Annotated in this window: 16 protein-coding genes; 7 read left to right on the top strand and 9 right to left on the bottom strand. The window is 54.6% G+C overall.

Annotation, left to right across the window (positions count from 1 at the left end; genetic code table 11):
- Positions 1–13: 13 nt before the first annotated feature.
- Both ACR0C3_RS22605 and ACR0C3_RS22600 read right to left on the bottom strand, forming a co-directional pair.
- The gene (locus tag ACR0C3_RS22605) at positions 14–1,144 is read right to left on the bottom strand and encodes a LacI family DNA-binding transcriptional regulator (RefSeq protein WP_480760642.1); all 1,131 of its coding nucleotides are present in this window, start codon (positions 1,142–1,144) and stop codon (positions 14–16) included.
- Between the two features lie 184 nt (positions 1,145–1,328).
- Entirely contained in the window at positions 1,329–2,528 is a 1,200-nt protein-coding gene (locus tag ACR0C3_RS22600) for an ROK family transcriptional regulator (protein ID WP_480760640.1), read from the bottom strand.
- A 188-nt stretch (positions 2,529–2,716) separates the two neighbouring features.
- Between ACR0C3_RS22600 and ACR0C3_RS22595 the strand changes: the two genes are divergently transcribed.
- From ACR0C3_RS22595 to ACR0C3_RS22580, 4 genes are all read left to right on the top strand, one after another.
- Positions 2,717–3,736: a sugar ABC transporter substrate-binding protein gene (locus tag ACR0C3_RS22595; protein WP_170380654.1), complete on the top strand. Its 1,020-nt coding sequence runs from the start codon at positions 2,717–2,719 to the stop codon at positions 3,734–3,736.
- Positions 3,737–3,852: 116 nt separating this feature from the next.
- The gene (locus tag ACR0C3_RS22590) at positions 3,853–4,923 is read left to right on the top strand and encodes an ABC transporter permease (protein ID WP_209251173.1); all 1,071 of its coding nucleotides are present in this window, start codon (positions 3,853–3,855) and stop codon (positions 4,921–4,923) included.
- Positions 4,923–5,705, top strand: a complete 783-nt coding sequence (locus tag ACR0C3_RS22585) for an ATP-binding cassette domain-containing protein (protein WP_170429655.1) — start codon at positions 4,923–4,925, stop codon at positions 5,703–5,705. Before ACR0C3_RS22590 ends, ACR0C3_RS22585 begins: the two co-directional genes overlap by 1 nt.
- The gene (locus ACR0C3_RS22580) at positions 5,702–6,373 is read left to right on the top strand and encodes a nucleoside triphosphate hydrolase (RefSeq protein ID WP_480760638.1); all 672 of its coding nucleotides are present in this window, start codon (positions 5,702–5,704) and stop codon (positions 6,371–6,373) included. Before ACR0C3_RS22585 ends, ACR0C3_RS22580 begins: the two co-directional genes overlap by 4 nt.
- A 767-nt stretch (positions 6,374–7,140) precedes the next feature.
- Here ACR0C3_RS22580 and ACR0C3_RS22575 read toward each other — a convergent pair.
- Together ACR0C3_RS22575 and ACR0C3_RS22570 are read right to left on the bottom strand one after the other, a co-directional pair.
- Positions 7,141–7,422 (bottom strand): HlyU family transcriptional regulator, encoded by a 282-nt coding sequence (locus ACR0C3_RS22575; RefSeq protein ID WP_480760636.1) that lies wholly within the window; start codon positions 7,420–7,422, stop codon positions 7,141–7,143.
- 276 nt (positions 7,423–7,698) lie between these two features.
- Complete coding sequence (locus tag ACR0C3_RS22570) at positions 7,699–9,543, bottom strand: DUF3604 domain-containing protein (protein ID WP_480760635.1); 1,845 nt, start codon at positions 9,541–9,543, stop codon at positions 7,699–7,701.
- A 658-nt stretch (positions 9,544–10,201) separates the two neighbouring features.
- Here ACR0C3_RS22570 and ACR0C3_RS22565 point away from each other — a divergent pair.
- Entirely contained in the window at positions 10,202–10,438 is a 237-nt protein-coding gene (locus ACR0C3_RS22565) for a sulfatase-like hydrolase/transferase (protein ID WP_480760679.1), read from the top strand.
- A gap of 394 nt (positions 10,439–10,832) precedes the next feature.
- On the opposite strand, the gene ACR0C3_RS22560 is transcribed toward ACR0C3_RS22565, so the two are convergent.
- The 5 genes from ACR0C3_RS22560 to ACR0C3_RS22540 form a co-directional block, all read right to left on the bottom strand.
- Complete coding sequence (locus tag ACR0C3_RS22560; RefSeq protein ID WP_480760634.1) at positions 10,833–12,170, bottom strand: adenylate/guanylate cyclase domain-containing protein; 1,338 nt, start codon at positions 12,168–12,170, stop codon at positions 10,833–10,835.
- 300 nt (positions 12,171–12,470) lie between these two features.
- A complete protein-coding gene (locus ACR0C3_RS22555) occupies positions 12,471–14,081 on the bottom strand; it encodes an FAD-dependent oxidoreductase (RefSeq protein WP_480760633.1) in 1,611 nt (536 codons plus the stop codon).
- Between the two features lie 164 nt (positions 14,082–14,245).
- On the bottom strand, positions 14,246–17,389 hold the full coding sequence (locus tag ACR0C3_RS22550; RefSeq protein WP_480760631.1) for an efflux RND transporter permease subunit: 3,144 nt from the start codon (positions 17,387–17,389) through the stop codon (positions 14,246–14,248).
- Between the two features lies 1 nt (position 17,390).
- Positions 17,391–18,518 carry an efflux RND transporter periplasmic adaptor subunit gene (locus tag ACR0C3_RS22545; RefSeq protein WP_480760630.1) on the bottom strand — a complete coding sequence of 376 codons (1,128 nt, stop codon included), beginning with the start codon at positions 18,516–18,518 and terminating at the stop codon, positions 17,391–17,393.
- Between the two features lie 357 nt (positions 18,519–18,875).
- A complete protein-coding gene (locus ACR0C3_RS22540) occupies positions 18,876–19,517 on the bottom strand; it encodes a TetR/AcrR family transcriptional regulator (RefSeq protein WP_480760628.1) in 642 nt (213 codons plus the stop codon).
- A 171-nt stretch (positions 19,518–19,688) separates the two neighbouring features.
- On the opposite strand from ACR0C3_RS22540, the gene ACR0C3_RS22535 reads away from it, so the two are divergent.
- Both ACR0C3_RS22535 and ACR0C3_RS22530 read left to right on the top strand, forming a co-directional pair.
- A complete protein-coding gene (locus ACR0C3_RS22535) occupies positions 19,689–20,765 on the top strand; it encodes an efflux RND transporter periplasmic adaptor subunit (protein ID WP_480760626.1) in 1,077 nt (358 codons plus the stop codon).
- Between the two features lie 12 nt (positions 20,766–20,777).
- Complete coding sequence (locus ACR0C3_RS22530) at positions 20,778–23,921, top strand: efflux RND transporter permease subunit (RefSeq protein WP_480760625.1); 3,144 nt, start codon at positions 20,778–20,780, stop codon at positions 23,919–23,921.
- The last annotated feature ends 120 nt before the right edge of the window (positions 23,922–24,041 follow it).

Below are 24,041 nucleotides of genomic sequence, written 5' to 3'. Positions count from 1 at the left end.
TCCCCGGTTATGTTCACGTCAGATGGTTCAGTTTACGCGCCAATTCGTGTGACGTCAGATTTGGTGGCCCGTCAGAGTCACCTTCGATCAGGTTTGCTTCGGCCAGCTCTCGCAAGTCTGCAGCCGCTTCGCCACGGATTTGCCGGATCAGTAGGGTCGCCAGCCGTTCACCGGCCGCGCGAGAATCGACGGAAAATGTGGTCAGTGCGGGGCGCGCGTACCGGCACTCCGGAATACCGTCGTAGCCAATCACTGAGATGTCGCGCCCGATCTCGAACCCCTGATCCTGCGCATCTGCGCAGAAACCCAACGCGGCCAGATCAGTCGCAAAGACAATCGCCGTTGGAGGTTGATCCAAGGCCATCAGCACCCGTCCCTGAGCCGCGCCATCTTCACGCGTGCGCGCCCCTTCCTGGATCAGATCCGGATCCAAGGGCAGACCAGCAGCGTGCAAACCTTCGGCATAACCGTCACGGCGTAGATGCGCGTAGTTGAATTTGGGATCGCTGCCGACAAAGCCTATGCGTGTATGCCCCAAATCGCTCAGTCGCAAAACGGCGTTACGCATTGCGCTTTCCCCAGCTATGTCAAACCAGGAAGTCTCGTCCCAGTTATTTGGTTGTCCATACCCGGTGCGCCCATACAAAATATGAGGTACTCCAAGACTGCGCAGCAGGCCAATACGCGCATCCTTCACCGCTGTCCGCGGTAGAATGAATCCATCGGCCTTCCGTTCCTCATAAAGGCGGCTCAGCACCTTCAATGTGTCTTTTTCGGAGGTGGCCGTGGAAATGGTCATGGTCCAGTCGAGGCTACTTGCCGCTGCGCAAGCTCCGGCCAGAAAATCCTGCAAGAAGGGATTATGCTGATCCGGCTCCTCGCTGTTGATGACCATAGCTATCGCACGAACTTGCCCGGTCCGGATCGCCTGCGCGTGGCTGAGCGGCCGATATCCCAACACCCGAGCCGCTTTTTCCACCCGTGCGCGCGTCGCCGAAGAGATATCGGGATACCCGTTAAGCGCGCGCGAGACCGTGCTTTTGGACAAGCCCAGATGCGCAGCCAATTCGTCCAGTTTCACCCGGCCCGTGACGGTTGCGTTCCCTGACTGGTCACGCGGTGGATATGAAAGATTCGCGGTCATTTAAGCTATTTGTTCGCTCCGAAACCGGTTTCGGCAACAAGAAAGTTAAAAAAAGTGCAACTTGGCTATTTTTTGGACGTTATTTGAATTGCATCGGAACACTTAAAGAACACACGGAAGGGCTTTGTCGTAGCGTTGGGACCAGTCGCGTTGGTGCGGCTAGGAGGTGCCTGTTCGAGGATGGCTACATCCCAGAAAGCCCAGCATTGGTGTTCAATAGAAACTGGCGGAAAATTGGGCTACTTGCCGCTCCAATACCGCGGGCGTTTTCTCCAACAGCTGCTGCTTCAACAACCGGAGGAATCAAACCGCGTTTGTCTTGATTGGCTAGGTAACGACGAACCCGTGAAACAAGCTCGTCCCGTATTTCAGGTGGGAATGCACCATCAATGAAAATCGCCTCAAAGTCTATGACCGCGCAAATAGACAGCGCAGCCTTGGCGAGTTCCTGTGCCGTGGTGCCAATCCAGGGTTCGACATAGCGAGAAATGCTGCTCCAATCCTGCGGCTTTTTCCACAAAATGACCGGATCAATACCCGCTTCGATCAGCCTGTCCTCAAGCAGAAACAGCGATGCAGTGTCGATCAGTTGCTGGCTCTCACCCAAAGGACCCGTTGTCCGCATGGCGCCCAAGGCACCGGCATTGCCTTGGTTGCCCTCAAATACGGTGCCATTCAGGGCAACGCCTCCGCCAATCATTGAGCCGATGAAGAAATAAAAATAGTCTCGATACTCGGCCCCGCGGCCATAGAGGTGTTCGGCGTGACACGCGGCCGTCGCGTCATTGACCACAAAAACCGGCAGGTCGCTGAACTTGGCCACTTCGGAAAAAAAGTTCACGTTTCTCCAGGATTTGAATTTCTGAGCCGCAAGCCCAGACAGGTCGTGCCACTTCCACAGCTCGAACGGTGTACCGATCCCGATCCCGCATACCCGGTCGCGGAGCTTCTGGGGTTCATTGGCCAGAAGGTCTTGCAGTCCTTCCTCCAAAAACCCGAACACAGCTTCGGGAAGCGGGTAGTCATAAGTCGTCGAGAGCTGTTGGCGTGGCTTGCCGGTGAAATCGATCAAAAGAAGATCGGCACTGCGGCGACCGATCTTCATTCCCACCGACAGGATGCCTTCGGGATTGAGTTCCATGGGGATCGAAGGTTTCCCAACTTTTCCCTTCAAAGGCGTCCCACGTTTGAGAATCTCGTCCTTTGCGAGCTTACGCAAAATGATCGACACGGTCTGCGGGGACAGGCCCGTCAGCCGCGCGACATCGGCCCCGGCGACAGGTCCATGCCGTTGTAAAACCGTCAGAATCAGGCGTTCGTTGTGATCACGAACACCGCTTTGGCTTACCCCGCCAGTTAGTATTTTCAGCGCCTCTCTTTCCATTACCCTAAACATAAACACCTTGTTTTCTTATGAAAAGATGCGCAGCCAAATTAATAAATAAACTTTATTTATTTATTGACACAGAGGCTAGAATCACGGTTTCTTGAGCAGGACCTTCATTGGAGGATGGAGGCGCGCCTTGTCGCTAATTCGCGCGGGGCCACAACAATTTTCTGGGAGGAGACTAAATGAGAAATCTATTTAAGATTGCCGCATCCGCCACAGCGCTGACTTTGGCTGCAGCATCTGCGCAGGCTGCCGGGGAAACCGTATGCCTGATTACCAAGACCGATACCAACCCCTTCTTCGTTAAGATGAAAGAAGGCGCAACCGCCAAGGCAGAAGAGCTGGGCATGACGCTCAAGGCGTTTGCTGGCAAGGTCGATGGCGACCATGAAACTCAGGTCCAGGCTATTGAGACCTGCATTCTCGATGGCGCAAAAGGCATTCTGCTGACGGCATCCGACACCAGCTCGATCGTTCCTGCAGTTAAACAGGCGCGGGATGCAGGCGTTCTGGTCATTGCTCTGGATACGCCGCTGAGCCCGATTGACTCGGCGGACGCGACATTCGCCACGGACAACTACAAAGCTGGTCTGCTGATCGGTCAATGGGCGAAGGCCAAAATGGGCGACGCTGCAGCAGATGCCAAGATCGCAACGCTGGATCTGAACGTCAGTCAGCCGACAGTGGACGTTCTGCGCAATCAGGGTTTCCTCGACGGGTTCGGCGTGGACTTGGCGGATCCGAATGTCATCGGTGACGAAACCGATGCGCGTCTGGTCGGCAGTGACGTGACCGACGGCAACGAAGAAGGTGGCCGCCGCGCGATGGAAAACCTTCTGGCCAAGGATCCATCCATCAACGTTGTTCACACGATCAACGAACCGGCCGCTGCGGGCGCCTATGAAGCTCTGAAATCCATCGGGCGTGAAAACGACGTACTGATCGTTTCAGTCGACGGTGGCTGCCCCGGTGTCCAAAACGTCGAAGCCGGTGTGATCGGTGCGACAAGCCAGCAGTACCCGCTGTTGATGGCTTCGCTTGGTGTTGAGGCCGTGAAGAAATGGGCCGAAGAGGGCGTTAAACCCGAAAACACACCCGGCAAAGACTTCTATGACACGGGCGTAGCGCTCATCACCGACCAGCCAGTTGATGGGGTTGAGTCGCTGTCGGTCGCAGAAGGCCTGGATCTCTGCTGGGGCTAAAGACAGCTCTTTAGGTGAGGCGCGCCGCAGCGCCTCATCAATCCTTTCACCAGCAAACCGAAACTTCCTGTACACTGATTTCGTGGACGCGATGCCAGCCACGAAAAGGGGGAGATATGTCTGAAGCAAACCAAAACGCCCAGGAATTCGAAACCGCCGCCAACGCGTCAGAAACCGTTGCGGAGTTTGAAGATCACCGGCGTGGTGTTCTGGGGAAGTTGCAGCATCTTCTCCACGTCAATCCATCCTTTGTGCCCTTGATTGTTCTGGTTGGCGCGATCATAATTTTCGGCCTGCTGCTGGGATCAAAATTCTTTTCACCCTTTGCGATGACGCTGATCCTGCAGCAGGTTCAGATCGTCGGCATCGTGGCCGCGGCACAAAGCCTTGTCATTCTGACTGCCGGCATCGACCTAAGCGTCGGTGCGATCATGGTGTTTTCATCCGTCATAATGGGTCAGTTCACCTTCCGCTATGGCATCCCCGTGCCCATTGCGGTGATGTGCGGGCTGGCCATGGGGACTCTGATCGGGGCTCTCAATGGATGGCTGGTCAGTCGCGTAAAGCTGCCACCATTTATTGTCACGCTCGGCATGTGGCAGATCGTTCTCGCGACAAACTTCCTGTATTCCGCAAACGAAACAATTCGCAGTCAGGACATAGAGGCCAACGCCCCGTTCCTGCAATTCTTTGGCACAAAATTCAGCGTCGGTGGTGCGACCTTTACGGTTGGCGTGATATTCATGCTCGTTCTGATTTTCGTGCTGGCTTACGCGCTCAAGCACACGGCCTGGGGCCGGCATGTCTATGCAGTGGGGGACGACCCCGAGGCCGCCGAACTATCTGGCGTAAACGTGCACAAAACGCTGATGTCCGTATATATGTTGTCCGGTCTGATCTGTGCCTTTGCGGGCTGGGCGCTGATCGGGCGCATCGGGTCGGTTTCCCCAACGTCTGGTCAATTGGCCAATATCGAAAGCATCACTGCGGTTGTGATTGGCGGTATCTCACTGTTCGGCGGGCGTGGCTCCATTCTGGGGTCCCTGTTCGGGGCTCTCATCGTCGGTGTCTTTACTCTGGGTCTCAGGCTTCTGGGTGCGGACGCGCAGTGGACCTTCCTGCTTATCGGACTTCTCATCATCGCAGCGGTCGCAGTCGACCAGTGGATCAGAAAGGTATCGGGCTAATGTCAGACACAACTCCAGTCGTCCAAGGCCGCGGGATCGTGAAGCGCTATGGCCACGTTACCGCCATCGACCATTCCGATTTTGAACTGCGGCAAGGTGAAATCCTTGCGGTGATCGGGGATAACGGCGCGGGCAAATCGTCCATCGTCAAAGCGATCTGCGGCGCCACGATCCCGGATGAAGGCGAGATCCTGATCGAGGGCAAAAAGGTCAACTTCACCTCGCCGATTGATGCCCGGAACATGGGCATCGAGATCGTCTATCAACAGCTTGCCATGTCCCCTGCCCTATCGATTGCGGACAACATGTTCATGGGGCGCGAGATTCGCAAACAGGGATTCATGGGCAAATACATGCGTCAGCTGGATCGGCCTGCCATGGAAAAATTCGCCCGCGAAAAACTGACCGAGCTTGGGCTGATGACCGTGCAGTCAATCAATCAGGCGGTAGAGACACTATCCGGCGGCCAGCGCCAAGGCGTTGCCGTTGCGCGCGCAGCTGCCTTTGCGACCAAGTTCATCATCATGGACGAACCGACGGCGGCTTTGGGCGTGAAGGAAAGCCGCAAGGTGCTTGAGCTGATCCAGGACGTAAGGGCGCGTGGCATTCCGATCATCCTGATCAGCCACAACATGCCACATGTCTTCGAAGTCGCCGATCGCATCCATGTTCACCGGCTCGGCAAAAGGCTCTGCACGATTGATCCCAAGGACTACACGATGTCCGATGCGGTGGCCTTCATGACCGGCGCCAAGGAACCTCCAAAAGAGGACGCAGCGTGATCGAGCAGGATGCAAAGCAAGTTTGCGACCTGATCTCCTCTCGGAGGCAGGTTGGGGTTCGGACGATTGTTGCAATCGCCGGCCCCCCTGCATCCGGAAAGTCGACCTTAGCGGAAGCCGTTGTTCAATCGCTGAACGCGCAACAGAGCTCGGCGGTTCCTTCAGCCACTCTTGTGCCAATGGATGGTTACCATTTGGACAATCGCGTTTTGGAAGCGCGTGGCTTGCGTGCAAAAAAAGGCGCACCAGAGACCTTCGATGCTGTTGGGTTTTGCAAGGCGATTAGGGCGCTGCAATCCGCGCGACATGAAATCTTTCATCCCATGTTCGACCGCCAAATGGACCTGGCCATCGCCAATGCGATTGCGGTTCTTCCTGAAACTCCGATTGTGGTTGTAGAAGGGAACTACCTTCTAATGAAAAGCGACCCGTGGAGGACGTTAGAGGATGTTTTCGCCCTAACGGTTTTTGTCAGCCCCACATTGGAAGAACTCGAAAGCAGATTGCAGCAGCGCTGGATTAAGCACGGATTTGACCCTGAAACCGCGCTACAACGCGTGAAAACCAACGATCTGCCCAACGCTGAACGTGTCATGCGTGAAAGCCGGAAAGCCGATCTTACACTGAGTCAAAACTATACCGAATTCGGGATGCGCTACGCGTTCTGAACCCGCGCGCTGACTTCAAAAAGCCCATGATGCAGTGCCTCTGGTGCGGCTTCAGGTGCTATCCAAGTCACCCCAATACGCGATGAGGGCACCTGATGAAACTCTTCGAGGACACCGCAGAAGTAAACGATAACAAAGACCCGACAGGCTTCGGATTATTGGATTGAATGACCACCAATCCAAGCCTAATCTCCAAGTCCGACCGCTTTTTCAAAGAGATCATTGCATAAATTCGCAGTCTAACGGATAGAGCGGTAACGGCTGCGATTGCAGCTTTGGTTGCCGCGGGTATGATTGCATAGGCAGAGCACCTCGCGGGGATCGCCAACAACATCATTGTTAAACGGTTTTGTTGCAAAGTTTTGGACGCGCCAAATTGTTTGGGCGATCTCTAATATCTTATACAGTCAGTTCAACAACTTGTTGGAAAGGACAGATTTCAGGCTTGAGCTGACCTTTACGGACCAGGTTTGCGACCTCGACCCCTTTCAAGTGTCGCGACGACTGAAGCGAGTGCTTTGAACCCCAGCATTTGGTTCGTGTGATCCAATGTAACGCCTCGTTCGCACATTATTTTTGCCAGGTCTCGCTAGGAGACACCTTTTCGAAGATAAAAGGTCACTGAGAACAGTATCACGTCTTTCGGATACTTCGCGCCTGCAAAAGAAATCATGATCCAACCTTCAACTGGATTTAGCGCGTCGCCGTACAGGCGCTAACGCTACGATGGTCAAGGTTCAAAAGATGGCAACAGAACCGGCTTCAAGTTACCGATTTCCTGAGCCGAAAAGGCGTTCGCCTTGCTCGTCTATAACCTGTTTCGCCTTGGCGATGCTGAAGCTTTCAGCCTGATCCCGGCTTTCAAAAACATCCGCCCGGATCACCGTGTGGGTCTTGCGATCTCCGTCGATAACCTTTTCGATACGGGCCAACAGGCGGTATTTGCCACCCTCGGCCATCAGGTCGGGGAATATCTCGAACCCTTTGTACAAGATCGGCTCTGGTTCCGACTTTTCAGCGCCACCGAAGAGTTTTGAGAACAGGGACATAGGGCGGTTCCTTTCAATTTTGCTAATTTTGGAAGCGAACTCCGCAATGTGCTGATGTGAAACAGGTCGTTAGATCAGATCTCCCGCCGTCGATCCGATAGCACGCTTGGCGTATGGTCTGAAAGCCCCGAACCGCAGCGAAAGCCCTGTGCACCGCTCCGCTATCCATTGCATGAAAGTGCCCTAAGTGGACGTTCGCACAAACCGACTAGCCCGATGTTACGGCGACAGGAACAGCCGGGCTTTTACGACACCAACATAGGGACTAGTTACATTTCAGCCTTTGGGCGTATACCAAATCGGCGAAGTGTAAGCACGTTCCTGCGTTGACGTAGGCACCTCGGCAGGCACCTCGTCTCCAAACCGAACGGCGTCGTAAATTGTCCACCTCGGAGTGGGAATCTCTAGAACACGGGCATAGTAGAAAGCGCTAACTGAAGGATCGAACTCAGGATCCGTCCAAACGCTGATCAGCTCTGGAGAACCGATCGAATTGGTAAACGTGCCCGTTGTAACATCCACGGTGTTCCCAACCGCTGGCAGCTTGCCGTCCGCATCAAGTTTTCGGTCTCCCGACCACGCCACGTCATAGACCCGCTCTTCAGTTTCGCCATCGGCATTTAACCAACCTTTCACAATCTGAACTCGGTCGAGATTGCCGGAAAACGGATCTTTCAGCGCAGCAACCAGGAATGTTGGGGCGTCCGCGGCTTCTGTTGCATCTGCGAGGTCCCCTCCCATCGGAACGCCTTTTTCGTATCCTATTTCGGCGGGCAAACGAGACCTTGCGTCAGCTTCGGTAAAGTCCCAGCCACCAAAGAAGCGAACTGCAATTCGACTGCCGGTCGTCCCATAGACTTCTTTCCGTTCCATTGCGTCGAAAATTGCTTCGCGCGTGTTATCTTCGGCCCAGACTGCGGCGTAGCCAGACGCTGCCATTTCCCATCCAAGAATTCTTGTCGTATCGAACTCACCAACGACGTGCTGCCAACGACCGGGTTCCGGTTCGACGCCAGAATGTTTGCCAAAGAAATTGTCTTCTTCCGCCGTTGCCAAAGCGGTATGGCTGTCTGTCGAACCTACCACTCCGAATTTGTATGGATTGGTGCCTAGTTGAGCCTCAAGCTTAAGTCCGTTCTTCAGAGCCTCACGGGCATACTCATACTGGAGCATCCAATCTTCTTTGGGCGTTGGGCCGAGGTTGGATTTGTCCCAAGTTTCATAGTCCGCGAACTCATCGTTTGGGCTTAAAAACGGATGCGTTTCTCCGTCACCTTTGATTTGGGTGATCTCATACATCGGCTCCCACTTGGCACGCCGCTCTGCGTAGTCTTCTGTCAAAGGTTCACCCGTTTCAGGGTTTGTCTCGACCGGAAACATCAGGCCGTTAGAGACGTTGCCGTTATGAGCAAGGGCCAGTACACGACCACCAGTCTCTTGTTCATATGTTTCCATCCAGTCCCACAACCGTTCCGGATTAAAGGTTTCTGCGGTCGTGAAGGGCAGCATTTGCCGCGCACGAATGGCATCATCCCGGTAGATCACATTGCGGTGGAGGTTGTTGCCAGCTTCCGTGGACGTCCATTCGTATCCAATGAATGCGGTGAATGTGCCAGGGGCGTTGTGATGATCCGCAGTTTGCGTGAACTCATCCCATATGGATTGTACAAACCTGCGATCTGAAACAGCCTCGGGCAGAGCATCTCCGGTGATGCCAGCAAAGGTTTCAATAACTTCCATGGTTGCACCCAGAGCGACGTCCCCGCCGGCGTTGAGGCGTTCGTTCCAGTCTCGCAGCGTTGGGTCACGCATCAGTGTAGAGTTCCCCGCCACGATCTCATTCATGGCACCCATGGCATCTGAATGATCAGATACGACAAGCCAGTCGAGGGGACGCGACAGCTTCACACGGAGGCCATGCGATGTGGTGACCTCCTCACCACGTGCAAACCTATAGGCATCGTCTGGGCTCAGGATGACGCCAAATCCGCGCGCATCGAGCGAGTTTGACGTGTGCAGGTGAGTGTCACCCCAAAGCGGGCGTGTCGGAAAATCTCGACCTGCATACGGCGAAAAATCAGTCGGCGCTGGTTCACGCATATCATCAACTGATATGGTCATCTCTCCAACTTGCCCGCCTTGTGCGGCGTCTTGAGCATTTGAAGAGCTTGCTATGAACGCTATGGAAACTATTGCTGTCGATGTCTTAAGAAAAACCTTCATTTGAACCTCCCAGCCGAGCTGAATTCTAGTCTATGGCAACATCTGACCCGGCTGTTCGTCAAGGAAAACAAAGGTTTTTCTTATGTGAGCTTAAGAGATCCCGGGTGAGGCTCGACTATTCCCGGGCCGCAGCTTCGCCCAAAACTTTGACGCTCGGACGCGGTGAAAAGCACCCCTACGAGTGCACGTTCTTGACGACTGGTGACTTGGCTCGCCAGTCTTGAAACCGAGACCTTGATCGGAGGCCTTGCCGTAAAGAGGTTGTCGCGAACACCCCTATTGTCCTTATCCCTTTTTATTTGCCTCGGTCGTTTCAGCTCAAGATAAGCTCAACATCATATTCATATTTCAAGATAATTTTGACTGGGGCGAACCCGGGCTCACGGAGGCGGCATGATCCTCGGTACGGCGAACCCCGAGAAGGACGCCCTCGCTGCGGAAGGATTTCGACTCACGAATTTCAACGTGGAAAGCGAGTGCACTCCGTCCTGCGCAGCGCCCATGACAGGACGTTACGGTCAACCATACCGTCCCACTTGGGGGTGGCGTTTACGGTCTGACTCAGTGGGAAATCACAATTGCAGAGATGCTGAAGGTGGTAGGCTACAACACAGCTATGTACGGCAAGTGGCACCTTGGCTGGACCGAGGGGCGCTATCCAACGAATCATGGATTCGGCGAATTTTACGGAGTTGAAACCACGGACGTTACAGTCTGGCGCACGCTTCCGGGTTTTGCCGAAGCCAAAACAGAAGAGCCTGTTGTGATGCGGGTGTTGCAGGCGAGCCAGTAATTATCGCGCGGGACTACAATCTGGACTATCGCGGCGAGATAGTTGGCGACCAGACGAAAAAGGCTATCGACTTTATCGAAGCGAAGAGCGCCGAAGACGCCCCGTTTTTCATCTATCCTTCATATACGCAGACCCACTATCCAAACATCGCGTCCGAGGAATTTAATGGCGCTACTGGAAACAGCGTTTGGGCCGACTTTTTACTTCAGACAAATACGTAGATCAGGAGTAAAGATGATGCGCTTGAGGCCGCTGGTGTTTCCGGCGGCACGATGGTGATCTTTACGCGTGCAGAACTTGAATTGAACCGAGTTTAGCCGAAGAACTCCGCAAGGAAACGCAATTGCATAATTTTCTTGTTTCCATTCATTTCAGGTAGATTTCTCGGCATCAATCACGGTTTGTCAGTACCAAATACGGCGACAGATTCGGCCAGACCATCGATCTCAACCGAACCAAAGCTCATTAGCCGATCAATCCCTGATAGAGCGTCATTGGTTGCGGCATCCAAAAGCATCGCCGCGCCGAGCGATTTGCATTTGGCCTCTAACCTAGAGGCAAGATTTACAGGATCTCCGTACACCGTGAACGACTGGCGGGTGTCGGACCCAATCGTGCCTGTGACTAGCTTTCCGCTTGCGATGCCAATCCGAATTGAAAGCCCGTGCCTGGCGGCGGTCGCGTGCAAGGCTTCTGCAGTTCTTATCGCCGCATCCGCTGGCGTCTCGACTTTGACTGGTGCGTTGAATGTGACAAGAAATCCGTCGCCAAGATAGGAAATCACAATCCCATTTTCGGCTGAAACATCCTCGGTCGCGTTTGTGAGAAAGAGATCCAGACGTTTGATCACTTCATCCGGAGAATGCTGTGAGGAAAATCTTGTGAACTCAGCAATATCCATCACGAGCACCGTACCAAATGATTTCTGAGGTCTCAGCGGAGCATTGTCGTCAATGAGCTTCTTCGCGATTTGTTCCGGCAGGTATTTGCCAAGAAGGTCCGAGACATGTTGTCTTTTTGCGCGTTCGCGACCGCGCTCCAGATCAGCTTCAACTTGCGCAAAGAAGACCGCTCGGCTTCTGAATACGGCAATTGCTAAAATGCACGTCGCAAATAGCAGCATCCCGGTTTCTTCGATGCGATTGCCGCGACCGATGAAATCAATGGAAAGAAACACAGCCTCATAGGTTTCGCGGGTGGCCATCGCAGACATATCTGCCCATGACAGCGTCCGCTCCATGGGCAACGTGACCCAAATGAATGCCGCCCACCATCCAACTACGCAAAGGCCCCCAGTCCAGAGCACAAGACGCCAGGAAAGGCTGAGGCACGACAAAGCGACTATTGGAAAGAGGTAGTATATTCCATAGGCGCGGAACGCGATGATCTGCGGCACGTCGTCTGCCCTGCTGATGGGGACGAGCGCAAAAAGCGAACAGATCGCCAATGAATCCAGTGCGTAAACGGCATATTTGATCCATGCCCTGTCATAGCTGGTGCCAATCAATAAGAGATGGGCGACGCCAATTGCAGTAAACGCGAACAACGCGAAAGTCGTGACTTGGCGCGCACTGAACTCAGGAAACAACAATGTCGAACCCAAATACCAGAAAAATGCTGCAGCGGTAATGAAGGTGCGACAGGCAATCGCCAAGCGTAGTCCGCGCTGCTCGGCCTTTGTGAGTCTTCTTTCGGCCTCCATTGCGAGTTTTCGCGCGTCGATGTCGGTCAAATCTGGCTCCGCCGAATAGGAATTAAGTCAAACACTGCCGTCGCAGGTCGCAAGGGCTTCTGCTTCCAATTTGCACAATGTCTAAGTGTCTCGTGACTGACATTTATGCCTTCCTGACCAACAAGCCAAAAAACGCGAATGAAGCGCACCCATTTTTGACTCAAGCTCCTATAAGAACCAAAACAACCTAGCAATAAAGGCCCGACTAGAGACCGCGTTGACAAAGGAAAAACTCTGTCTGGTTGTAGCTGGGCTAGCCTAGGCAGGACAGCCAAGTAGCTCTTATACGGATAAAAACATTCAGTTTTGCAGGTATTCCCAAGCTTGGGATATGACAACTGACCCTTCACCCACCGCAGAGGCAACGCGCTTAACCGATCCTGCGCGCACATCGCCCACGGCAAAAATCCCGGGACAAGACGTTGCGAAAGATGATCCGGCATTGGCCTCATTGCCCGTGACCACAAAGCCGCGCGCGTCCAGCTGGCAGCTCTGCGACAGCCATTCGGTGTTGGGTGCAGCCCCAACCATTACAAAAGCGGCGCTGCAATCGAGTGGCCAGTCTGATCCGTCACGCTCAATGATAACCCTGGACATGGATTTGTCCCCGAGGAGTGTCTTTAGCTGGGACTTGTAGTGGATGGTGACCGCCGAATCCGCCTCTAACCTTGACAGCAGGTAATCGGACATCGATGCAGCCAAGCTGTCTCCTCGCACCAGTACATGGACATGTTTTGCGGATCGCGACAGGTACATCGCCGCCTGCCCCGCGGAGTTTCCGCCCCCAACGACGACGACTTCTGCGCCCTTGCAATAACGCGCTTCCATTTCTGTCGCAGCATAGTAGATGCCCAAACCTTCAAAGTCTTTCAACCTGTCCAACGGCAGGCGCCGGTACTGCACTCCCGTGGCGACTACGATCGAACGTGCCCTTAGCTTTTGCCCATCATCCAGCGTTACACAAAACACGCCATCAGATTGCCGTTGCAATTGAGTGGCCCGTTTTGGGCGAACAAATCGGGTGCCAAATTTCATGGCTTGGACTTCGCCTCGCCATACAAGGTCGGCACCCGAAATGCCCGTTGGAAAGCCCATGTAATTCTCGATCCGACTGGATGTCTCAGCCTGCCCCCCAACCGCGAGGTCCTCCACAACAATCGCAGACAGCCCTTCCGCACCAGCGTAGACCGCCGCCGCGACCCCGGCCGGGCCACCTCCCACAATCAAAACATCTATGACCTCTCGACAATCGTAAGACTGTTCGAGCCCGAGCAATCGGGCGACCTTGGCTGGGGTCGGGTTGTCGACCACAAGACTGTCGCCAAAGATTACCGCCGGTTGATGGCCTGTCAGGTGACAGGCCTGCGCGACCTCACATGCATTCTTAGAACCCAGATTCATCGTTTGGAATGGGATTTTGTTTCGGATAGCAAACTCTTCGACTTGACGGATGTTGCGATCCAGGTCAGCGCCAATCAGTTTCAGAGAACTGTCGTTGTCTTCGATTTGACGTCGGCGGCGCGCGGAAAAGACAGTGATGACGATATCTGACATCTCCGGAATGCGCGACATTGCGTCCAGCATCTTCTCGCGCGGGACAGAGATGGCACGTGTGTTCTCTCTGGCACGCATAGGCAGCGAATAGACCCCGCCGCTGAGAAACGCGATCTCTCCCAGGAACTGCGTCGGCCCAAGGGACGTAGGTAGATAAGCCTCTCGCGTTTGTGGATCAATTACCTCAACCCGACCGCTGACAATGTAGATGAACTGGTCCATTGGATCGCCAACCTCAGCGATCATTTGGCCTGCTTCAAAACTCACTTCAGTGCCTAACACTTTCAAGGTTTCGACATGGCTCTGGTGCAAAGGCGTTCGCGTCATTTCGCGAAGATTGGCAGCAAGGCTCTCCATGTGCAGTTCTCCTGACGATCAGCGCTGCTACAAGACCTAGCGGCTATTTCGAGATTTTCACCCTTTCATTCGGCACTAAGGCTTCCGCCTTAGAACTGCCGACGTTTCGCATGCTGCTTCCCGTGCAATGAGCCATGCAATGCAACGGTCACTGCACCATTGGCCTACGTCGTGGTTTGCCGCATCGGGAATACCGTGCGCATGGCCACATAAAAAACAGGTGTGAAAAACAGTCCAAGCAGAGTTACACCCGACATGCCAAAGAATACTGCCGTTCCAAGAGCCTGTCGCATCTCTGAACCGGGACCGACTGCAATCATCAAGGGCACAACGCCGAGTATAAACGCGAATGCAGTCATCAGTATTGGCCGCAAGCGCAATTGGCTGGCCTCGACAGCGGCATCAATAGCCGACAACCCACGTTCTTCCTGCGCTTGTTTGGCGAACTCCACGATCAGAATGGCATTCTTTGCGGCAAGCCCCACAAGAACAATCAATCCAACCTGCGTCAGAATATTGTTGTCCATACCTCGAAACATCACCCCCAGCATCGCGCCCAATACAGCGAGAGGAACGATCAAAATAATGACCAGCGGAAGCGTCCAGCTTTCGTAGAGCGCCGCGAGAAAAAGAAAGGCAAACAGCACCGAAAATGCAAAGATGTATGCTGCCGTGTTGCCCTGATTTCGTTCCTGCAAAGCAAGCTCGGTCCATTCAAAATCCAACCCCGGCGGCATGACGGCTTCTGCGAGCGCTTCCATCTCCAGCAATGCCTGACCCGTTGACACACCGGGTGCTGGCGACCCCTGAACCGGCACAGACACCTGTTGATTGTAGCGTTGAACCAAGGCGGGCCCCGCGGTTTCGCGGACGGTAACTAAGGTACCCAACGGAACCAAAGCTCCTGTCGCGGAACGGACTCGCAGACTTCGAATATCACTCTGGTTCAGACGGAACGGCTCGTCCGCCTGCGCGCGCACCTGAAAAAGACGCCCGAAAGCATTAAAGTCGTTCACGTAGGCAGACCCGAGGTTGATCGAGAGTGCTTCAAATATTTCACCAATAGGGACGTTGAGCATTTGTGCCCGAACGCGATTGATCTCAAGGTACAGCTGCGGTGATCCGGACGAAAAGGTCGTGAACACACCCTGAACCTTGTCCGACTGGCTTGCACTGCCCATGACTGCATAGGCAGATTGCAACACGCGTGACATGTCTGCGCTTTCAAGTTCCTGAAGCTGAAGCTTGAAACCGCCACCAGTGCCAACCCCGCGGACCGCAGGAGGTGCAATGGCGATGATAAAGGCTTCGCGCAGGGCCTGCATCCGGCCAAAAAGCTGTCCCACAATGGCACCTGCAGTCGGCCCGTTTTCCTGGCGGCTTTCAAAGCTCTCAAAGGTGGTGAAAATCACACCTTGATTACTTGCATTGGTAAATGTCGCTCCCGAAAAGCCAGCAAATGCCACAGCATTTGTAACCCCGGGTGTTTCCAATGCTATCTCAGTCGCTTGCCTGATGATATCGTCGGTCCGGTCCAGTGCTGCACCATCTGGCAGTTGCACCACGACGATGGCGTATCCTTGGTCCATTTCCGGGATGAACCCGGTCGGTACTTTTGTCGTGATCCAGTATGTTCCGCCCATCAATCCGGCAAAAACCAACAGAACGATGCTGCGCATCCCGGTTGAACCAGACAATGCGCGCACGGTCCGCCCATAAGCGGACGCCATTGCGTCAAACCCCCTGTTGAATCCGTTGCTAAGTGGGTCTGTGACAAAGGCCAGCGGATTTCGTGTTGGTACGCTGGAGTTTGGCTTCAAGATCACCGCAGCCATCGCCGGCGACAGGCTGAGTGAATTGATAGTTGAAATAACTGTTGCGACGGAAATCGTCACAGCAAATTGCCTGTAGAATTGGCCGGTAATTCCGGGAACCAAAGCGGCTGGCACAAAGACAGCTATCAGAACCAGTGTCGTCCCGATGATCGCGTTTTGGACTTCGTCCATGGTGCGGGCGGACGCATCCTTCGGAGACATGCCGTTTTTGATGTTTCGCTCAACGTTTTCGACCACAACGATGGCATCATCAACGACGATCCCGATCGCCAGAATAAGCCCGAACAGCGTTAGCAAATTCAGAGAGTATCCAAGCGCCAGCATCACGGCAAATGTCCCGATAAGTGACACGGGAATGGCGATCAACGGTATTATGGCCGTTCGCCAGCTCTGAAGAAAAACAACGATCACGACAACAACCAACAATATCGCTTCGAACAAAGTTCGGTAGACCGCGTTCACCGAGGCTTCGATGAATTCTGTAGGGTTGTACACCACCTGATACTCAAGCCCAGATGGGAAATCCTGTGACAGCTCTTCGACAACGGCTAAAATCTCATCCGCCGACGCCAATGCGTTCGAACCTGGTCGTTGGAAAATCCCAAGGGCCACAGCCGGTTTGTTGTTAAGGTACGAGTTTGTCACGTAGGAGCGTGCTCCGATTTCAACCCGCGCCACATCCCTAACTCGTACGACGCGCCCGTCGTCAGTCGACTTGACGATAACGCGACCGAATTGGCGTGGATCTTCCAATCGACCTTGAGTTGTGAGCGTCACTTGAAAGGCGCTGTCGGTCGCATTGGGCGGTGATCCCAAGGAACCGCCCGAAACCTGAACGTTTTGTTCGCGCAGCGCCGCGACGACATCTCCGGACGTCAATCCTAGCGACCCAAGCCGGTCCGGGTCCAACCACACACGCGCCGAAAACTCCCGTTCACCGAAAATAATCAGATCGCCGACACCATCAAGACGCACAAGGCGATCTCTGACACGCGAACGGGCGTAGTTGGATACATAAAGTTGGTCAAATGTCTCATCCGGCGAGAGCATATGGATGACCATCATGAGGTCGGGTGAAGATTTGTTGGTCGTGACGCCGAGCGCTCTTACCTCTTGCGGAAGGCGCGGTTCAGCGATGGAAACGCGGTTTTGGACAAGAACCTGGGCAGCGTCGAGATTGGTGCCCAGTTCAAACGTAATCGTCAGCGACATAGACCCGTCGGCCGTCGAATATGAAGACATGTAGAGCATGCCCTCAACACCGTTGATCTCTTGCTCCAACGGGGTCGCGACTGTGGCGGCAATTGTTTCAGCGTCTGCTCCGGGGTAACTCGCCCTGACCACAATCGATGGAGGCGCGATTTCCGGGTACTGCTCAACGGGCAGTTCGAAATACGCGAGCAACCCAACGATGGTTGTCACAACCGCGACAACGATCGCAAAGATAGGGCGGGTGACAAAAAAACGCCCCATATCAGTTTTCTGCGACCAACGGCAGCTCGATCAATTCCGCAGCAACGACGGTTCCCGGACGGGCGCGAACAAGACCTTCGATGACCAGCGTTTCCGACCCATCCAAACCTTCACGCACGACCCTATAGCCGTCTATTCTGGGGCCCGGTCGGATTTCCTTTGGTATGACATTGCCTTGAGCATCCACTGTCATCACAAGTCTTCGGTTCTGATCGGAAGCAATCGCCTCATCCGGGATCAGAATGCCCTCATATGGAAGCGATCCTGGAACATTCACGCGTCCGAACAAACCAGGTGTCAAAAGCTCATCCGGGTTGCGCAGAACTGCGCGTACACGCATCGTGCCGGTTTCGTCGTCAATGCGGTTCTCCGAGAAGTCCAGTATTCCGTTCTGAGGCGGTATGCTTCGGTCAGCCACAGTTACCTGAACTTGAAGATTGTCTGCGCCTTCTTGCAGAACTGATCCCCGGGCACGCGCATCTCGCGCGTATGCCAGAAAATAGCGTTCATCTATATCGAAATAGAAATAAATCGGGTCGGTCGAAACGATCGATGTCAACAGGGTGTCTTGGGCTATGATCAGGTTTCCTGGATCAACCCGGGCTTGGTCGATACGCCCTGACATTGGTGCTCGGATCTCCGAGTACTCCAGATCAAGCTCGGCCAATTCCAGTGCAGCGCGCGCTTGTTCCAGAACACCTTGCGCCGCAAGAAAAGCTTCGCGACGTTGGTCCACCACGCTCTCCGCGATGTTTCCATTTCTGATCAAAGCCTCAGCCCGTTCAAGCTGATCAGTCGTAAAGGCACTTGTTGCTTCAGCAATGCTGATCTGTGCCCGGGCTTGCCTCAATGCAGTACGAAACTGACGCTGGTCGATCGTAAAGAGCAAATCGCCCTGTTCGACGAGAGTTCCGTCCTTGAAATGCACTTGGTCCAGAAAACCGGAAACCCGCGCTCGAACGTCCACGTCAGCCGCGGCGCCGAAGCGACCGACAAACTCATCATCTTCAACTATGGACTTCACAACCGGCTTTGCCACCGTCACGGGTGGAGGACCCTGCTGAGCCACAAGAGCGCCTGAGAGGGCGATCAAAATGACGGTGGCGATAGGAAAAACCCTGATGATCATGCTCATGCCCCCGGGATAGATGATGACTTAACGTCAAATCTGCCATCGAACACTTTAGAGTGTTCTAGCACAAAGGGTCTAGTTGATTTGATGTTAGTGATCATTCTGCTCCATTTCTGGACCGCATTCAGCGAACTACGATCAATTTTTTAGCAGTGAGCGAATTATTAGTTCGGCCCAAAGCTGACGCACACGCCAGCGCCTAGATGCAGCGGTTGCCGCCCGCTTTCCGGACATTCGCAGCGCTTTCCAACAATGTCTTTTGTGTGAACTAGAGCAATCGTTAGGCGTAAGGGTGAAAGTGGCACAGATTGCCTGCTATCAGTGGTTAGTTGGATTCGTTTGGCGCGAGATCGCTTAACTCAACATTCTTTCCGAAACGTCCTCAAGAAGGTTATGAAGATCGAACTCTTCGCCTTTCTCGGCAAGCCCTTTGTCATGCAGAATGAAGGACAGCCCGTGTACGAAACTCCACAACAAAAAACCACGGCGGCGAACTTCGCCTGTGATTCCCGGCTCGCCCAGACACTTTGCTACCTCAGTCAAAAGAATCCCGAAGCTTTGTTGGCCGCCTGCCTCCAGCCGGGGGTCCGCGATGCGGTCTGTGAAGCCGCCGAATTTCAGTCTGAAGATCCCGGGTTCATTTAACGCGAAGGCAATATACTCCATCCCGATGGCAGTAATGCGCTCGGGAGATCCTTCAGGAACGCCTTCCAGCGCGGCAAGCATTTTGTCTCGGTGCCGATCCATTCCCTCAAGGACAGTGGCGACCAGCATTTCTGTCTTGTCTTTGAAGTGCTTGTAAGGTGCCGCGGTTGATACGCCCGCGCGTCTGCACGCCTCGGATACGGAAAAACTGTCCGGACCTTTTTCTTCGACCAACTGTCGGGTTGCTTCTATCAGTGCAGCGCGGAGATCACCGTGATGATAGGCCTTCTTACTGACGGAAAGACCCGCCGTTTGTCTATTTGTCGGATGATTTTTTTCGGTGCTGCTCATGATCCAACATGTGCCAGATCACGTATCTCTTGTCAAAGTGAGAACTTCTAACATATGTTAGAGACACTAACTTGATGAGGTCCCCAAATGCCGAATCCTGCAAGTTCATCTACTGAAGCGACCAAACCGAGCCTATTTGCACGTGTGTTACGCGGCACTGTGCGTCTGGGAGTGACCGTCACTTTTATAGCCGTTGCAGCGGCCGCCGTTCACTTTGGCGCATCCGAGCTCACCCGTAGAGCGGAGGCGGTGCCCGCACCTGATGCCGCCGCTGTGACCCCGGTATCCGTGACGCCGATAACATCCGAGAGCGCTTACACAGTCGACCGTGTGCTCATCGGGCAGGTCGAACCTCAGCGTTCGGCAGATATCTCATTCGAATTGAACGGGACGCTGGATCAAATTCTGGTGGATGAGGGTGACGAGGTTGCCAAGGGTCAACTTCTTGCGACTCTGGACATCGCATTGCTCGAGGTCGAACGCGACCGCCTGACAGCATCACGTGATGCCATTGCAGCCCAGCTTGCATTTGCAAGAAAAACGGTCGAGCGAAACGCGAAACTCATTGAACAAGGCTTTACCAGTCAAGCCCGTTTGGACGAGGCCGTTTCTCAGCAAGATGAATTGTTGTCCAGAACTGGCGAGCTGGATGCGGCCTTGCGCGATGTGACCGTTCGGATCGAAAAATCGAGTATCGAGGCCCCGTTTGCCGGTCAAATAACCGCGCGACTCGTGGACGGAGGTGAAACCCTGCGATCAGGTGAGCTGGTTCTGGGAATGGTCGAGGTTGTGTCGCCGCAGGTTCGGATCGGTATTCCTCTCGATGTTGATCCGGCGCTTCTGACTGATGTTGAGATCGAAATAGCAGGTCAAAGCTATCGGGCCGAGCTTGCAACTTTGCGACCCGATATTGACCCGGTGACCCGAACCCGCACTGCGCTGTTCAATCTGAAGAATGCGCCGGACGTTGCTTTCGGACAAACCGCACGTGTGCATGTACTCGATCCTGTCCAAAGTGCGGGAACTTGGGTGCCCACAACATCGTTGAAGGAGGGAACGCGCGGGCAATGGACACTGCTGGTTGCCGACGCGCAAAAAACTGTGCGCCTGGCGACGGTCGAAGTGCTGCATGCCGAAGACGACCGCGTCTTTGTGCGTGGCGCGTTCCCGGAAGGCACCGTCCTGATCGATCAGGGGCCGCAGCGGGTCAGCGTTGGTCAGCGCGTCGCCTTCAACACTGGCGAGTAACGGAGCGATCTGATGGAAACACTTACCTTTCGCCATCCCCGGCTGGCTGCCCTGATCATTTTGGTGCTTGTATCTGCAGGCCTGTCTTCGTTCCTATCGCTGGGGCGACAGGAAGACCCCACGATCACCAACCTCTTCGCGACTGTTACGACGCAGTTCCCGGGTGCAGACCCAGAACGGGTTGAAGCACTGGTGACCGCAGAAATCGAAGAAGAGCTGCGGAAAATCGCCGAGGTGGATGAGATCAGTTCTGTCTCCCGCTCGGGCGTGTCTGTCGTTTCGGTGGAATTGCTTGAAACACTAGACGAAGCCACTATCGAGCAGGTTTGGGCCGAGGCTCGGGACGCAGTCGAAGTTGCGCGCCAGAACTTCCCGGCAGGTGTATTGCCGCCAGAGTTTGATGCCGAGGGTATTGCTGCCTATTCCGCGGTCATTGCAGTTGCAGCCGAGGACCCCGACTTCCCGCTCACATTGCTGTCTCGTCATGCCGAAGCATTGGGTGACAGATTGCGCGCGATACCTGCGACACGAGCCGTCGACTATTTCGGTCAGCCGGAAGAAGAGGTGCTCGTAAGTGTCGATATGGACAAAGCCGCTGCGCTTGGGCTTGGCGGCGCTGAGATTTCCCAGCGGATCGCCGAAGCAGACGGAAAGGTTCAGTCTGGGCGGCTGCAATCCGATGTCGACCTGACCATAGGCGTCAGCGGAGAAATTGAGAGTTTGGATCGCATTCGAAGCATCGTCCTGCGTGAAAACGCAGACGGTGCAGTGGTGCAACTCGGAGATATTGCCAGCGTAGACCGGGGCGCACGCGAACCGCAGTCCTCAATCGCATTTGCAAACGGAAAGCCCTCCGTTTTGGTGGGGATTCTGGCGCAGGACGGCGTGCAGATCGACCGCTGGACAGGCTTTCTACGGGATGAGCTTGAGACCGGCGCCGCATCAGTGCCTTTGGGCATGCAGGAAATACTGCTGTTTGATCAAAGCCAGTACACGACGGATCGTTTGTCAGAGGTTGGGATCAACATGGCCATTGGTGTGGCTCTGGTCGTGGCAGTCTTGTTTGTTACGTTGGGCGTTCGTGCAGCTGCGATTGTGGCCTTGGTATTGCCGGTTGTCTCATTGGCAACTCTTGCGATGATGAACATGATCGGATTGCCAATTCACCAGATGTCCGTGACGGGCCTGATTGTTGCCCTAGGTCTGCTCGTCGACGCAGCCATCGTGATGACCGATGAAATTCGTCGTCGTCTGCAGGATGGGATGGAGAGACTTTCAGCCGTGCGAGATGCTGTTCGCCGTTTGGCCGCACCTTTGCTGGCGTCGACTGTCACAACAGCGCTCGCCTTCACGCCGATGATCTTGCTGCCTGGCCCCGCCGGCGACTTTGTTGGTGCTATCGCTATCGCCGTGGTGCTCATGCTTGTCTGGTCACTAGTTGTCGCTTTGACGGTGACCCCCGCGATTGCGGGCTGGGTACTGTCCGACCGCCCCGACGCAGGAATGCTGAGCCGCGGTATCAGCATCCCGCCGCTTGCCCGAATGTTCGAGGCCTCAATTCGATTGTCAGTCACTAATCCGGTGCGATCCATCGCGTTGGCACTGGTCTTGCCCGTGCTTGGCTTTGCGGCCTTTCCAACGCTGACCGCGCAATTCTTCCCGGGCGTCGACCGCAACCAATTCTATATCGAGGTCGACATGCCGGGTGGAACATCAATTGCCACCACCGAAGCAACCGCCCGCCAGATCGATGAAATGCTGCTGGCTGATGAAGGCGTCAAAAGTGTCTATTGGACGGTCGGAGAATCCGGCCCCGCATTCTACTACAACATCGTTGGCAACCGTTCACGCGAGCCCGGGTTTGCACAAGCTATGATCACAACTGACACGGCCGATGACGCGGCCCGCCTTGTCGGAGCGCTGCAGGGCCGTCTGGATACCGACTTTCCTGACGCGCAGATCATCGTTCGCAATCTTGTGCAGGGTCCTCCGGTTGCGGCACCGGTTGAGGTTAAAATTCAGGGGCAGGACATCACGGTTCTGCGTAATCTGGGCGACGAGGTGAGGTCCGTTATGGCCAATCTCGACCTGGTGACGCAGGCACGCGCCAGCGTGAACGGCGGCAACCCTCAAATCCGGTTCGAGATTGATGAGGTCAAAGCCCGTCTGCTGGGACTGGACGTGGCGGATATAGCGGGTCAGCTGGACACGGCGCTTGTTGGCGTCACCGGTGGATCACTGATCGAAGGGACTGAACAGTTGCCGGTGCGAGTTCGTCTTGGTGACGAGGTGCGATCAGACTTAAGCGCCATTGTCAGTATGCCCATTCTGCTGCCGAACGCTGCCGCCATTTCCGCGACCGGAGTGTTCCCCGCTGTACCTTTGTCGGAACTCGCCAGACCGGGTATCGAACCTGCAGAGAGCGTCATAACCCGAACGGATGGCGTACGCGAGAACACCATACAGGCGTTTATCGTGCCCGGTGTTTTGCCCGAAGAGGCGTTGCAGGACGTACTAGAGGCGCTTGATGCGTCCGGATTTGTGTTACCACAAGGCTATTCTATGTCCTTGGGCGGTGACAGTGATGCCCGATCCAATACTGTAGGCAATCTGCTTGCCTCTGTTGGTTTGATTGTCACACTCTCCATCGCGACCATTGTACTAACCTTCAATTCGTTCCGACTAACCCTTGTGACCTTGGTCGTGTGCGTGTTGTCTGCAGGCCTTTCCATGCTGTCGCTGGCCGTTATGCAATTCCCGTTCGGAATAACGGCGATCATCGGAGTTATCGGCTCGATTGGAGTTTCGATCAACGCGGCGATCATAATTCTGACTGGGTTGCAACAAGACGTTGACGCAAGCCAAGGCGACCGAGCAGCTATGGCGCGTGTTGTGACCGGTTCAAGTCGGCATATCATCTCGACAACGGTCACGACCTTTGGTGGGTTCCTACCCCTGATCATAGGCGGAGGAGCGTTTTGGCCACCATTCGCCGTAGCCATCGCCGGAGGGGTACTGTTGTCGACTGTCGTATCCTTCTATTTCACCCCGCCAGTGTTCGCGCTGGTGTATCGAGGCAAGCTCGACAAACCGCTTGAGGCAAAGAACCAACCTTCCCAGCCTCGAGAAGCAATTGTCGCGCTTGTGGCAGAATGAGGATTGAGACTACTTCTCGTTGCGAGTTGGTGTATTTCAAAACCGTCGGTTTTCGAAGCAAAGTTAAAGGTTTGCCGTGGGCCGCACGCCGTACTTTGCCCAGCTTGGAACAAAGGGCGT

The sequence above is a fragment of the Ruegeria sp. CK3 genome, assembly GCF_056536565.1.
This window is presented reverse-complemented; position numbering and strand designations above follow the sequence as displayed.